General features: G+C 63.2%; 10 protein-coding genes. 7 read left to right on the forward strand and 3 right to left on the reverse strand.

Annotated features, from left to right (window positions below):
- Positions 1 to 8 precede the first annotated feature (8 nt).
- The 7 genes from MKD50_RS09700 to MKD50_RS09730 all read left to right on the forward strand — a co-directional run bounded on the left by MKD50_RS09700 (position 9) and on the right by MKD50_RS09730 (position 8,538).
- Positions 9 to 3,002: a phospholipase D-like domain-containing protein gene (locus tag MKD50_RS09700; RefSeq protein ID WP_252667001.1), complete on the forward strand. Its 2,994-nt coding sequence runs from the start codon at positions 9 to 11 to the stop codon at positions 3,000 to 3,002.
- Entirely contained in the window at positions 2,995 to 4,425 is a 1,431-nt protein-coding gene (locus tag MKD50_RS09705) for a T6SS immunity protein Tli4 family protein (RefSeq protein ID WP_371925316.1), read from the forward strand. The genes MKD50_RS09700 and MKD50_RS09705 overlap by 8 nt, the downstream gene beginning before the upstream one ends.
- 88 nt (positions 4,426 to 4,513) lie before the next feature.
- A complete protein-coding gene (locus MKD50_RS09710; RefSeq protein WP_252667002.1) occupies positions 4,514 to 5,122 on the forward strand; it encodes a TetR/AcrR family transcriptional regulator in 609 nt (202 codons plus the stop codon).
- A gap of 154 nt (positions 5,123 to 5,276) precedes the next feature.
- Positions 5,277 to 6,512 (forward strand): YbfB/YjiJ family MFS transporter, encoded by a 1,236-nt coding sequence (locus tag MKD50_RS09715; protein ID WP_371925326.1) that lies wholly within the window; start codon positions 5,277 to 5,279, stop codon positions 6,510 to 6,512.
- Positions 6,513 to 6,599: 87 nt separating this feature from the next.
- Positions 6,600 to 7,715 (forward strand): NADH:flavin oxidoreductase/NADH oxidase, encoded by a 1,116-nt coding sequence (locus MKD50_RS09720; RefSeq protein WP_115700257.1) that lies wholly within the window; start codon positions 6,600 to 6,602, stop codon positions 7,713 to 7,715.
- A 26-nt stretch (positions 7,716 to 7,741) separates the two neighbouring features.
- Positions 7,742 to 8,164: a VOC family protein gene (locus MKD50_RS09725; RefSeq protein ID WP_252667003.1), complete on the forward strand. Its 423-nt coding sequence runs from the start codon at positions 7,742 to 7,744 to the stop codon at positions 8,162 to 8,164.
- A 206-nt stretch (positions 8,165 to 8,370) separates the two neighbouring features.
- Positions 8,371 to 8,538 (forward strand): hypothetical protein, encoded by a 168-nt coding sequence (locus tag MKD50_RS09730; RefSeq protein ID WP_167330465.1) that lies wholly within the window; start codon positions 8,371 to 8,373, stop codon positions 8,536 to 8,538.
- Between the two features lie 35 nt (positions 8,539 to 8,573).
- Here the strand turns inward: MKD50_RS09730 and MKD50_RS09735 are convergent, their stop codons facing one another.
- The 3 genes from MKD50_RS09735 to MKD50_RS09745 all read right to left on the reverse strand — a co-directional run bounded on the left by MKD50_RS09735 (position 8,574) and on the right by MKD50_RS09745 (position 13,018).
- On the reverse strand, positions 8,574 to 10,412 hold the full coding sequence (locus tag MKD50_RS09735; protein ID WP_252667004.1) for an ATP-binding response regulator: 1,839 nt from the start codon (positions 10,410 to 10,412) through the stop codon (positions 8,574 to 8,576).
- Entirely contained in the window at positions 10,409 to 11,041 is a 633-nt protein-coding gene (locus tag MKD50_RS09740; protein WP_115700260.1) for a response regulator transcription factor, read from the reverse strand. The genes MKD50_RS09735 and MKD50_RS09740 overlap by 4 nt, the downstream gene beginning before the upstream one ends.
- A gap of 312 nt (positions 11,042 to 11,353) precedes the next feature.
- On the reverse strand, positions 11,354 to 13,018 hold the full coding sequence (locus tag MKD50_RS09745; RefSeq protein ID WP_371925317.1) for a hypothetical protein: 1,665 nt from the start codon (positions 13,016 to 13,018) through the stop codon (positions 11,354 to 11,356).
- Positions 13,019 to 13,110: the final 92 nt, after the last annotated feature.

The raw sequence follows: 13,110 nt of genomic DNA on the forward strand, positions 1-13,110 counted from the left end.
AAGAAGCTATGGGTGCGCCAGACAAGCAGGTGTATCAGATCCTTGGTGAAGACCAGAAGGCCGCAAAGACGGCGACGTCTGCGCCCGGCTGCTTCGTGCACGGCAAGGACGTATTCTCCGAGCCCGTGAAGGGCAACGCGGTGCAGTTCTTTGTCACGGGGACAGAGTACTTCGACAACGTTGCCAAGGCGATAGAAGGCGCGCAGTCGAGCGTGTTTATCACCGGCTGGCAAGTGAATTTCGATGTCGTGCTGACCGGCAAGAAGACGCTCTGGACATGCCTTCGTACCGCCGTCCGAAACGGGGCCAGCGTTTATGTCATGCCCTGGATGTCTCCCAAGGTCGGCGTCGACACAGGAGACCTGGAGACCGCGCTAACGGTGATTCAGCTCAACGCCGGGCTGCCCGCTCCGCGAGCCTTCGTCCTGCCGGCTGTATCGCAATGCGATCAACCCGGTGCATTGGGCATTGCCTTCTCGCATCACCAGAAGCTGGTGGTCATCGATAACAAGTCTGCGTACGTGGGCGGCATCGACCTTGCTTACGGCAGGCGGGATGATGGCAAGTATTCGCTTAAGGCAGACGGGCGGCAGGGCAGCGAGTTCTATAACAGTTGCGTACCACCGATTCATAGCCTCAGCAGCGTAGAACAAACGGCATACCTGACACGCGCCGAACTGGTGGCGGCTTGTTTCGATAACAAGGCGGGTCGTGCGGCGCAATTCTTTCTATCCGCACCAATGAAGCCGCTGGCTGGTGCGATGGACGTGTATTCCGCGGCGAGCGACAAAGTCAAGGACGTCAACAAGCAGATCTCTGACTGGTGGGTGACCAGCGACGTCGTGCCGGAATTCGTGCGAAAGGCCCAGGACAAAGTCATCGACGCCGCACAGGAAACCGCAGCCAGTGCAAGCAAGTGGGCCCACCAGCAGCTGGGAACGACCCTTCAGACCAAGGTCGAAAAATTGCGCGAGTACGGCGGCGCGCAAATAGCGGACGCCACCACCGCGCTGATGGCGTGGCTGAACGGCGCCACGCTGGACAGCTTGCCGCCCAGCCTCCTGCAAAATACAGCCGATACGATCCAGGCCTTTGTCATGCGCCTGGTACTCGCCCTGCAGGCGGAAGGCAGCCAGCGCAAGCAGTGCTATGCGAACCTGGAAAAACTAGGAAAACTCTTGCCGGCCGGCGGAAAGTGCCCCGACAGCAGTGTGCAGCCTCGCATGCCATGGCATGACGTGCATTGCAGAATCGAAGGACCATCGGTGTATGACCTGAGCCGCAATTTCGTACGGCGCTGGAATGGCGTGGCGCTGCAGTATGAGCGCAGCGATGGCAAGACGATCGACGCGCTGCTGCGGCAACTCGGCATCGCGGCCCGTCTCAAGGCCCCCCGCATCGGGGCTGCACACCGGCCTGTCCGATCCAAGACCCAGCCAGGGTCATGCTGGGTCCAGGTCCTCCGAAGCGCCCCGAAGAAGATGCGGGTGGCCGAGGCTGCCGGAGAGGCGGAAAAGACTACGCCGAGCATTGCGGAAAGCAGCTGCCTGAGCGCAATGCTGAAGAACATCGAGGGCGCGTCGCATTTTATTTACATCGAGGGCCAGTTTTTTCAGTCCGATTATGGGAGCACCATGATCGGAAACGAGGAAGCGGGCGGCGGTGCCCCGGCCTCAGGACCGATGCATGCGTTGATGGACCTCAAAGGGTCGCCGGGATATCAAAAATATGCCGCGCAACTCGGCATACTTGGTGTGCCGCCCGGACAGATCTATAAGTCCCTCAAATGGAGCCAGATCGACGACGTGCAGCGGGACATCAGGGGCGGCGGCGCCGACTTTGTCAATGACCTGAAGCGGGTCATGGCCACGCAAGCGCAAATCGCAGGATTCAGTGCCCTGGGACCGTCTCAAAAGTCCCTGAAGAATCCGATTTGCAAGGCGTTGGGTGACCGGATTACACGGGCCATCTACGACGGCAAGCCGTTCCATGTCTACATGGTGTTGCCTGTACACCCGGAAGGGACACTGGACACGATCAACATCATGACGCAACAGCATCTGACGATGCAGTCGCTGGTGTTTGGCAGCCATAGTCTGGTGAATAGGATTCGGCGCGCGTTGCTGGCGATGAAGTATGTGCGTGAGCGGAAGATGGAGGTGAAGAGGGCGATGGATTCTGCGGAAAGCGCCGCTCCGGACGAGCTCGATAGAAATATCCTTCAGGCAGATTGGGAGCAATACCTTACGCTGCTCAACTTACGAAACTGGGACGTAGTAGGTGGACGGCCCATTACGGAGCAAATCTACGTACACAGTAAGTTGCTGATTGTTGATGATCGCGTCGTGGTAATTGGAAGTGCAAATATTAATGATCGTAGTCAGTTGGGTGATAGAGATTCGGAGCTTGCAGTAGTCATTCACGATGACAAACCGATGTCGGTTAGATTGAATGGTAAAAATTTTCAATCTGTCGGAACCTTTCCATACAACTTGCGAAAGGAATTATGGAAAAAGCATTTTGGCTTACTTGGCGGTGCATCGCCAGCGGCAAATCTCGGTAATTCCGTCGTGCTAGACGGGCCCAGTGACCCCGCTACTTGGCAGGCAATCAAGCAAGTTGCATCACTGAATGCGAGGGCCTATGAAAAAGCTTTTTCATTTGTCCCAAAAGTGAGCGCACCTACGTCAATTTGGCCCAGTTGGCATGCGAGTCAGCATAAATCAGGTGGTTATATGCCATTTAATGAGCGTTTTTGGCGTAGCCCACAGCCGCGCGACGAAGGTTTTACGTGGGATGCCAATAAGCTGCTACCTGAGAAAAATCCAGTCGGGATTCTTGGCTTCATTACTGCGTTTCCCATCTTGTGGACGTTGGGGGAGAATAACGACTCCAAGATGAACTTGACTACACTGGCTAATGTTGAGCCAAAAGTGGAAATTGATAAGACGCAGCAAACGGCAGCGCTATCTTCGCCAGGTTCAGAAAGAGTCGGTGTATAAACACGGAGATTTATTGGTGAGAAATAGAATTTTCATGGGTAGATCACGTTTTGTAGCCATTTTAAGCGCTGCAGTGACATTGAGCGCCTGCGGACAGCAGGGGCAAGCGGAAGAAGCGGAAACCACGTTCGGTGCAAACGGTTCCGGCAAGCGTGTGGAAACTCCCGATCCCAGTAATAATGATAAACTGGCAGCAATATCTTTGGGATATGTCAGCTCTGAAAATAACCGAGTGGAGTGCTTTGGGCGACTGATGTTCGATGTGCCGGGTGGTATGCCATTTGATTGGGCGATTCCTTATAAGGCGAGTAATCAAGATACTTTCGATAACCTAATCCAGTACTTTGAAAATGGAACTGGAAAGGGGCGTATCGAAATAGAGACTAAAGAATTGCTCACCACCTTCGCTATCTACGGCCCAGTAACACAGGAGTTGCGCGAAAAATTTCTAGGCTATAGAGCACGTATGAATGCGGCGTCGTTGAGTGGCTTGTTAAGCGCACTCAAGCAACAAAAGAAGACCGAGGACATGTACAAAGAGCGGCCGGAACTTCTCGGTCCTGGTATTAAAGAGCATGTTGCGGAGGAGCGAGCAAGGCTTGAGAAAGACGTTGCTGAAATTAAAGCCGATCGCTACCAAAAAGCGATCGACCTTGGAAGGGAAAATAGCATGGCACTGCGTCACGATCAGCGTCGTGGAGGAGCTTCTTACCTGCGCGGTGCCATCGTATTAGGCAACCATTTGGTCGCCTTTGAGTCGATGCTGAAAGGAGATATCCCGCAGTTCGAAGAGCCAAGCGAGGTTCAATGGCAAGTCGCCGAGAACGCCCTTCGCAAACTAGTCGGTCAACTTCAACCTCGCAATCTCTACGAGATTCCCAAGGATCGCGGATTTTGCCTGCCCTATGCGTTCCTGCGCGACGATGGCACCTATGGCAACAAGATCTCCACTTCCTTTCGCTTTGGTGACAGCCCCGCTGTCATCTACACGCTCAGCGTTGCCGCGATTCCTGGCGGTGGAGCATCGGAGACGACGATATTGAACGCGACCGGTCGCTCGGCGACCGGACTGCTCAGCCAGTTGCCTGAAAACACAACAGTGAAGCAGCGCCTGGGTCCTCGTCCCGCAAAGATTGGGGCACTGACCTCAGAGCAGGGAGGAATCGTGGTGGAAGCAAAGCGTCCGGGCCAACCACCGCGGGAGGGCTATCACGTGTACACCGGCTACGCCGGATGGGCGGGCTCGCAAATCTTGCCGACCATCGAGGTGGTGATGGAGTCCGCAGCCCGTGCTTCCTACCCGAAACTGACGAAGGACGCACCACCTTACGAGCAAGCCCGCCCACGGCTGGATGCCTTGCTCAAGAGCATCCGCTTGCGGCCCACGACACCGCCAATGCCAGAGCTAGTTGGTATCCAATAGCGGGGAAGCAGGGCCCGAGGGGTCCTTGCGTTTTGTATCGACCGCTCTATAATCTCATTCCATAGCGAACGATACAAAACCACGCCCCATGCCTCGCCCCCGCAAATTCAACGAACAGGCCGCCCTCACCGCGGCCTTGAACGCTTTCTGGGCCCGCGGCTACCAAGCCACATCCACCCGTGACCTGACCAGCGTCATGGGCATGACCCAGCCCAGCCTGTACAACGCCTTTGGTGACAAGCGTTCGCTGTTCCTGGCGGCGTTGGATGGTTATCTCGACGGTACGGTGCGGGAACGCATGGCGAGGCTGGAGGCGGCGTTGTCCCCGGCCGCCGCCATCACGGCTTATTTCTCTGAAAGCATCGAGCGATCACTTGGCGATCCGCTGCGCCGTGGCTGCCTGCTGGTGAACACGGCGCTTGAGGTGACGCCCGACGCCCCGGACGTGCAACAGACCGTGGCGAGTGCCTTCGAGGAAATACGTGATTTCTTCCGCCGCCAGTTCACCGCCGCCCAGCAGGCCGGCGAAGTGGACGCGGCTTTCTCCGCGGACGAGGTTTCCGCGCAGTTGCTGGCCGTCCTGCTCGGCATGCGCGTGCTGGCGCGCGCTGCGCCGGAGCGCGAATTGCTGGAGGGCGGTGTACGCGCGACGCTGGCCTTGCTGCGGTTGCCGCCGTTTGGCACCGGCACCGGCTGATCTCTGCCGGCATTTTCCTGATTTTTCTTCCGTAGACACTGTGCGCGCGGCCCGGCCGTGTGCGGGTGAGCTGCATCCTTTTTTCCGGCCCCATGCACTGGGGGCGGTGGCCCCGTCTTGCCTGCTGCAAGGCAAGCGGTTACTGGAGAACATCATGTCTCGCCCTGTCTCTGCGCCGCAGCCGTGCGCCATACCCGAAGCACCGCTGAGCATGCGCGACCTCTACGCGGCTTTTTCCGGTCTTTGTGCCAGCCTGGTGGCAATCGGTCTTGCACGATTCGCCTATACCGCGCTGGTGCCTCCGCTGATCCAGGCCCACTGGTTTCCCGCGGCGCAGACAGTGGCGCTAGGGGCGGCGAACTTTGCGGGCTATCTCGCAGGCGCCTTGCTGGGTCGGCCGCTGGTGTCGGTCTGGTCGAACCGGGCGGTATTGCGCGGGTTGATGGTAGCGGCGACGGTGGCGTTCTTTGCCTGCGCGTGGCCGGTGTCGGTGGCCTGGTTCTTTGCGTGGCGTTTTATTTCGGGGCTGGCGGGCGGCGGCATCATGGTGCTGGTGGCGACGTCGATCTTGCCGCATGTCCCGGCGCCGCGGCGCGGCCTGGTGATGGGGACAATTTTTCTCGGGCTGGGACTGGGTATCGCGGCCTCCGGCACGCTGGTGCCGCATCTGCTGCAGTTCGGCCTGCGTGAGACATGGCTGGGATTGGGGGTGTTGTCGCTGGCGCTCACGGCGTTGAGCTGGTATGGCTGGCCGGGCCAGTTGCCCGGTGCCCCGGCGAGCGCGGGCACTGCGACAAGCGCTTCGGCTGCGATCTTGCCGGAAGCCCGCCGCAAGCTGCGGTGGCTTTACGCCCAGTACGCGATCAATGCCTTCGGGCTGGTGCCGACGATGCTGCTGCTGGTGGACCTGGTGGCCCGCGGGCTGGGCCGCGGCAGCAGCGTGGGCGCGTCTTACTGGGTGCTGTATGGCATCGGCGCGATTGCGGGGCCGCTGGTCTGCGGCTTTGCCGGCGACCGGATCGGCTTCGGGGCGGCTTACCGCGGCGCGCTGCTGCTGCAGGGGCTGGCCACGGCGGTGCTGGCGCTTTCCGGTCATCCAGTGGCGATCGGCGTGGCGGCGGTGGTTCTCGGTGCGTTTACGCCGGGTATTGCCCCGCTGGGACTTGGCGCCATCCAGGAAACGCTGCCGCACGACCCGGCCGCGCAGCGGGCGGCGTGGAGCCATGCGACCAGCGCCTTTGCGCTGTTCCAGGCGCTGGCGGGGTATGGTTATGCGTGGATGTTCGCGCATTCCCGGGAGAACTACGCGCTGATCTTTGGCTGCGGTGCGGTGGCAGTGGCGCTGGCGCTCGTGTTGGGATGGGTTGCGCAGCACCGTGCGCGAGCGTGAGCCGCTGTCTGCAGCCACGCCGGCATCGGCCTAGAATCAGGATTCCTGTCCGCAAGGGCAGCAAGATTCCCGCAAGGAGCACAACGCATGAGCCAACTGTTCGAGCCGCTCGCCATCGGCGGCCTCACGCTTGCCAACCGCATCACGATCGCGCCGATGTGCCAGTATTCCGCGCACGACGGCAATGCGGGCGACTGGCACATGATCCACCTGGGTTCGCTGGCGCTGTCGGGCGCGGGCATGCTGATTGTCGAGGCCACGGCGGTGTCCGCGGAAGGGCGCATCACGCCGTATGACCTGGGCCTGTATTCGGACGACAACGAGGCGGCACTGGGCCGCGTGGTCAACGCGATGCGCGCGCATTCTCCGATCGCCATCGCGATCCAGCTGGGGCATGCCGGCCGCAAGGCGTCGAGCCAGGCGCCGTGGGACGGCGGTCAGCAGATTGCCCCGGACGCGCCCTTGGGCTGGCATGCGGTGGCGCCTTCGGCGGTGCCGCATGGCGCAGCGGAAGCCGCGCCGGTGGCGCTGGACCGCGCGGGGATGGACAAGGTGCGCGATGACTTTGTCGCCGCGGCAAGGCGCGCGGCGCGGCTGGGGCTTGATGGCATCGAGATCCACGCCGCGCATGGCTATCTGCTGCACCAGTTCCTGTCGCCGCTGGCCAATCACCGCGACGATGAATACGGCGGTAGCCTGGAGAACCGCATGCGTTTCCCGATTGAAGTCTACGACGCGGTGCGCGAGGCGTTCCCGGCGCAGCGACCGGTGTGGATGCGCATCTCGGCGACGGACTGGGTGCCGGGCGGATGGGATATCGAAGGCACAGTCGCCTTGTCGAAGGCGCTGAAGGCGCGCGGTTGCGCGGCGATCCATGTGACCACCGGCGGGGTCTCGCCGCAGCAGGCGATCAAGCTGGGGCCCGGCTACCAGGTGCCCTACGCGCAGCGCGTGAAGGCAGAGGTGGGCCTGCCGACGATTGCAGTGGGCCTGATCACGGAGCCAGAGCAGGCAGAAGCCATCATCGCCAACCAGGAGGCCGACGCGGTATCGCTGGCCCGTGCCATGCTGTATGACCCCCGCTGGCCATGGCATGCCGCCGCGCGGCTGGGTGCGAGCGTGCAGGCGCCGAAGCAATACTGGCGTTCGCAGCCGCGCGAACTGAAAGACCTGTTCGCCGGCGCGGCGTTTGGGCAGCGCTAGGCAATCGATGATAGTGGAGGACCGCCATGAAACCGAGGATTACGCTGATCACGCTGGGCGTCGATGACTTGCAGCGTGCGGTGCGCTTTTATCGCGACGGGCTCGGCCTGCCTACCGCGGGCATTGTCGGCGAGCAGTTCGAGCATGGCGCAGTGGCGTTCTTTGACCTGCAGGCCGGCCTCAAGCTGGCGCTCTGGCCGCGCGCCAGCCTGGCTCATGATGCCGGACTGCCGGTAACGCCGCGCGCGCTGACCGATGTCTCGCTGGCCCATAACGTCGCCGACAAGGCCGAAGTCGATGCGGTGATGGCGCAGGCACTGGCCGCCGGTGCCAGCGTGGTCAAGCCGGCACAGGACACCTTCTGGGGCGGATACGCCGGCTACTTCCACGATCCGGACGGACATCTGTGGGAAATTGCATGGAACCCCGAGATGCTGCCGGCCGATTGAGCCGAGCTGCCCGCTGCTGGTGCAGCGCCGCAGAGGGATTTCCATAATTGCCACGCGCCGCCGAAGTGCGGACTATCCTTGCAACAGACAGCCATAGCATGCTGTCGACGGAGCGCCCCCACGCAGTTCCGCAATACCCCACGCATCCCGCCCCGTTGGCAGCCCACCGAAGTAAAGCAATAAGAACAATGGCAAGGGAGACGTCCATGCAAGTCTATGACAGCCTGCTGTATGTGACTGCGATGGTGCTGGTGTGTTTGTATGTGTATCTGGGCATACTGTCCCGCAGCACGGCGATAAGGCTCGGCTCGCCGGCGATCGTGGCGGGACTGGTGCTGGCCTATTCGCTGTCGCCGCTGCATTCGGGCGGCTGATGGCCCTGGCCCCGGCGTGACCGGGGCTTCGTTCACTACGTCACCGCTGCCTGGCGGTGCGCGGCGCCTCTGCCCTGTGCCGGGAATTCCCGCAGCATGGTGTCGATGGCCGCCTGCAATTCCTGCGGTACCACCGGCTTGTGCAGCAATGCCGTGCCGGTCGCGTGCGCGGTGCGCAGGCGGTCGGCCGCAGTATCCCCCGTAATGATGATGGCCGGCACGTGCCGGCCCAGCCGCTGCCGGATCGCGTCCAGCGCCTGCTGGCCGGTACGGTGTCCGCGCAGGCGGTAGTCGGCCAGAACCAGCCCCGGTGTGAACCCGGCCAGCGACGCCAGCGCCTGTTCTTCGGATTCGACGGTGCGGCACTCGCAGCGCCAGGCCGACAGCAGCTCGGACATCGCGCTGCGGATGGCCTCGTCATCATCGATCACCAGCACACGGAGCCCATCGAGCGCGCGCGCTGCCGGCACCAGCGGGCTCTCTTCCGGGGGCTCCCATGCCTGCCGCAGGCTGAAGCGAAACACCGAGCCCCGTCCCGGGCTGGACGCGAGGGTCACGCGCGTCTGCATCGTCCGCGCCAGGCCCTCGACAATGGCCAGCCCCAGCCCGAGCCCCTTGCGCTGGTCACGCTCGGGATTGCCCAGCTGATGGAATTCCCGAAAGATGTCGCGGTGCTGTGCGGCGGGGATGCCGATGCCGGTGTCCCAGACTTCGATGGTGGCCAGCACGCCGCGCTGGCGGCAAGCCACCAGCACGCCGCCTTGCTGCGTGTAGCGGATGGCATTGGCAATCAGGTTGCGCAGCACCAGTTCGACCAGCGTGGGGTCGCCATGCAGTGTGACGGTGGTATCCCGGGTGCGGTACACCAGCCCGCGCGCCTCGGCCTGCGGTGCGAACTCGTTCTCCAGCTTGTGCAGCAGGGGCTGCAGGCGGAACGCGCGCGCGCGCGGGGTGATCACGCCGGCCTCGAGCTTGGAGAAGTCCAGCAGCGAGTTCAGCATCTCGCGCGCGGCCCCGGAAGAGGCTTCGATATGCGCCAGCAACTGGCGCTGGCGTTCATCCAGCCAGGTGCGGCCCAGCGATACCAGGAATAGCCCCATCGCGTGCAGCGGCTGGCGCAGGTCATGGCTGGCGGAGGCCAGGAATACCGACTTGGCGCGGCTGGCGTCCTCGGCCGCGTGCTGCGCGGCCTCGGCGCGCGCGGTCTGTTCGCGCAGCTGCGAGATCAGTTCCACGTTCTCGAAGCGCAGCGCGATCGATTGCCGCGCTACACGCGCATAGTTGCGCGCGAAGACCAGCAGCACGCACAGGTACAGCGGCGTGCCGAGGAACATCGGCAAGTATTCGATATCGCCGGTGGCCAGGAAGGCGATCCATACCGGCACGATCGCCGGCACGAAGAAGCCGATCGCCACCGGCAGGCATGCCGAGAATACCGCGAGCGCGGCAGCGCTCATCCCGGCGATCAGCGACAGGATGCAGATCACCACCGCCGGCATGCGCACGTCCAGGTATAGCCATGCCACCAGTCCCCACAGCGCGCCGATCAGCACCAGCATGGCGGTCATGCCGCGCGCATAGCGCGTGGCGCCGGCTTCGGTCAGGCGCCCGGGCAACCGCAGCCGTCCAAAGTAGGCCACGGCGCAAACCAGTACCATCGCGCCCGCCCAGGGCAGGGCACCGGGGCGGTCCCCGTTCAGGGTCAGGCCGACCGCCAGGATGAGGGCTGCCAGCGAACAGCCTGCCATCGCGCAGCCGAAGCTCTGGTCGATCAGGTTCATCTGCGCCGCGAGCAGGCGCGGCGCATCGTAGCGGGGCAGCCAGCGCAGCGGGCTGCGCGCGGGGGCGGCCGGGTCGTTTGTCTCCACGGTCATCGCACCGCCTGTACCAAGCCGCGCCGCTGGGCTTCGAGGATGGCTTCAAGGCGGCTGACCACGCCGAGATGATTGAGAATGGCCGCGACATGGACGCGCACGGTGTTCTCGGACAGGCCCATATGGTAGGCAATGACTTTGTTCGAGCGGCCCAGCGTCAACTGATGCAGCACCTCCAACTGGCGCGGTGTGAGCGTGCTCGCGGCGTAGGACTGCTGGGGCGGTGCCGCGGCATCGGCCTCGCCGGAAAAATGGGTGCCGCCGGCCAGGCAGCACGCGATCGCCTCCTCGATCTCGCATGCGTCGGCGGACTTGGGCAGGAACCCCGAAATCTCGCGCCGTACTTCCGGCGGGATGGTTTCCAGCCCCGAAGTGCCCGACACGATCAAGATGCGCGCCGCCGGGAAATGCCGGCGCAACACCTTGACACCCTCGATGCCGTTCAGGCCGGGCATCTGGATATCGAGCAGCATGATGTCGAGCGCCGCGCCGCCGTGGTCCTGCACCGCCTGCATGACCGAACCGGCCTCGAGGATATGCGCCACGCTCGGGCTGTCGGCCAGCACCAGGCGCAGGCCGGTGCGGAACAGGGTATGGTCGTCGATCAGCAGCAGGCGGGCGTCGGGCATCGAAGATAGCCGGTGCGAGGGGCGATCTATTGGACAAGAATCGCGGGCGCTTGTCCATGCAACCAGTGTGGGGGCGCAACTAGTCCGGAAAGATTATTGGCGCGCGGGAAACCCGGTGCAAAGATGCGAGCGTGGGCAGTTCCGCGACGTGCCCGCACCACTTTTGTTACCCACTACCACCCGGCTGTGGGTATTTTTTTGAGCGCGCCACGCCAGGTGCCGGTGCAAAAGAAAAAAGCCGGCACCGCATGGCGGCGCCGGCTTTACCCGGCCCGGGCGCAACACGCCCGGGCCGGCGCCTCGCGGGGCAAGTTACGGGCGATTCACAGAGATATCGTAGAACGATCCGTTCACGGCGATTCCCAGGCCCAGGCCGGTATTGCCCGGAACCAGGGAGATCATCTCGGAAGCGTTGCTGCTGGCGGCACGATAGCGCAGACCGTTGGCCGGGCTGTTAACCTTCCAGCTGTCCAGGCGGCCGTCTTCCACGCGCTTGCGCGTGTAGCTGCCGGTCTGCGCATCCACCACAGTCACGACGGTCGACCACGTGCCGGCATTTTGCAGCGTGGGCACCAGGCCGCCAAACATGACCGTGTCCCAGTACGAATTGGTCGCACCCACCACCGGCAGGGGACGTACCACCTGCTTGGCGGCGAGCATGAAGCCATCGTCGTGGGTGATGACGACCGTCACCTGGCCGTCGGTGCCCTTGAATGCATAGGCAAGCTGCGAGCCGAAGCTGTCGGTGATCCTGAAGCTGCCGTCGGCGTTGGCGCTGAGCGTCGGCAGTTCTTCCGGCAGCCATGCCTCGCAGGTGTTCACGCCGGAGCAGTCGGCACCCTTGGTCAGCTTGCCCGCGGCATCGATGCTGAAGGTCACGCGGCGGGATGCGTAGGGCGTTCCGCTGTTGTCCCGCTCCATGCCGAGACCGTTCCAGTCGCCCGCCAGGTCGGCCAGGGCAACGGACTGTGCGGGCACCAGCAGGGTGGGCAGATCGCTCATCGGGCCCGCGGGCGGCACGGCCAGCGCGATGCCCGACTTGGCCACCATGACGGTATTGGTGGTTCCGTTTGCGCCCGGTACGGTGAAGCGGCAGGCATCGCCGGCAACGGCGGTGAAGGGGACGGTCTCGTTGCCGACCTGCAGCTTGAGCGCGGCCGCGTCGAGGTCGCCGGCTTCCGCCGCTGCGGAGCCCAGTCCGATTACATGGTATTTACCGGTCTTCAGCCCGGCGCAGGTTGCCGCCGCCGGCTGCAGCGCGGTCTGGACCGCCGCGGCGTCGGCCTTGGCAGCGACCGCGGAGGACAACTCACCCAGCGTGGTTTGCGACGCTTCCAGGCGATCGCCGAGCTGGTCGAGCAGCTTGTCCTGGGCATTGCCGGCGTTGGCGCCGTTGGCGGCCACCAGCGGATCCTTGAGCGGGTCGACGCTGGTCAGGTCCACCACGCCGGTCAGCACCAGGCGAACCGCTTCTGTGGCGCTGGTCAGGTTGCCGGAAGTCAGCTTGGCCTGCGCGGTGGCGTCGAACTGGTCGAAGAAGGCCGTGGTGCTGCCCTGTGCCAGCGATGCGGTTACCAGTTCGGTCAGCGGGGTGATGTTGGCCACGGCGGTGGTGCCGGTGCCGGCCTCGACCACTGAATGCAGCGTGGTGCCGTCAGGCGTCTTGACGCTGAGCACGCATGGGCGCGTGGCGCCACTGATGCTGAGCGTGAAGGTTCCGTCCGAGGCGGTAGTGGCCGTGCCACTGCCGGTTGCACATTTGGCCTGGACCGTGGCACCGCCCAACGCAGCGCCCACGGCTGCGGTGCCGGTGATCTTTGTAGCGGCGGGTGCCGTGGCCGTGGAGTCTCCTCCGCCGCCTCCGCAGGCCGTCAATACGGCCGCCGCCAGACCCGTCAAAAACAGATGTTTTGTTTTCATCCCAGTTTTGATTTCTGTGGTTTTCTTGTTATGGCAGGGCGCTGCGTGGTGGAACACTGGCTCATGCAGGACCCCGCCCACAGGGAGGCTGACCCGCCCTGCGGGCGCGATTTTGCGTGAAGGGTGGCAGCGTGCCCAACCCGCGTTGA

It is taken from the genome of Cupriavidus mimosae, assembly GCF_023952485.1.
Taxonomy (GTDB): Bacteria; Pseudomonadota; Gammaproteobacteria; order Burkholderiales; family Burkholderiaceae; genus Cupriavidus; species Cupriavidus taiwanensis_C.

Coding starts and splice junctions, on each gene's coding strand:
- MKD50_RS09700 (WP_252667001.1), top strand. CDS start 9: ATGGGTGCGCCAGACAAGCAGGTGTATCAGATCCTTGGTGAAGACCAG.
- MKD50_RS09710 (WP_252667002.1), top strand. CDS start 4,514: ATGCCTCGCCCCCGCAAATTCAACGAACAGGCCGCCCTCACCGCGGCC.
- MKD50_RS09715 (WP_371925326.1), top strand. CDS start 5,277: ATGTCTCGCCCTGTCTCTGCGCCGCAGCCGTGCGCCATACCCGAAGCA.
- MKD50_RS09720 (WP_115700257.1), top strand. CDS start 6,600: ATGAGCCAACTGTTCGAGCCGCTCGCCATCGGCGGCCTCACGCTTGCC.
- MKD50_RS09725 (WP_252667003.1), top strand. CDS start 7,742: ATGAAACCGAGGATTACGCTGATCACGCTGGGCGTCGATGACTTGCAG.
- MKD50_RS09730 (WP_167330465.1), top strand. CDS start 8,371: ATGCAAGTCTATGACAGCCTGCTGTATGTGACTGCGATGGTGCTGGTG.
- MKD50_RS09735 (WP_252667004.1), bottom strand. CDS start 10,412: ATGACCGTGGAGACAAACGACCCGGCCGCCCCCGCGCGCAGCCCGCTG.
- MKD50_RS09740 (WP_115700260.1), bottom strand. CDS start 11,041: ATGCCCGACGCCCGCCTGCTGCTGATCGACGACCATACCCTGTTCCGC.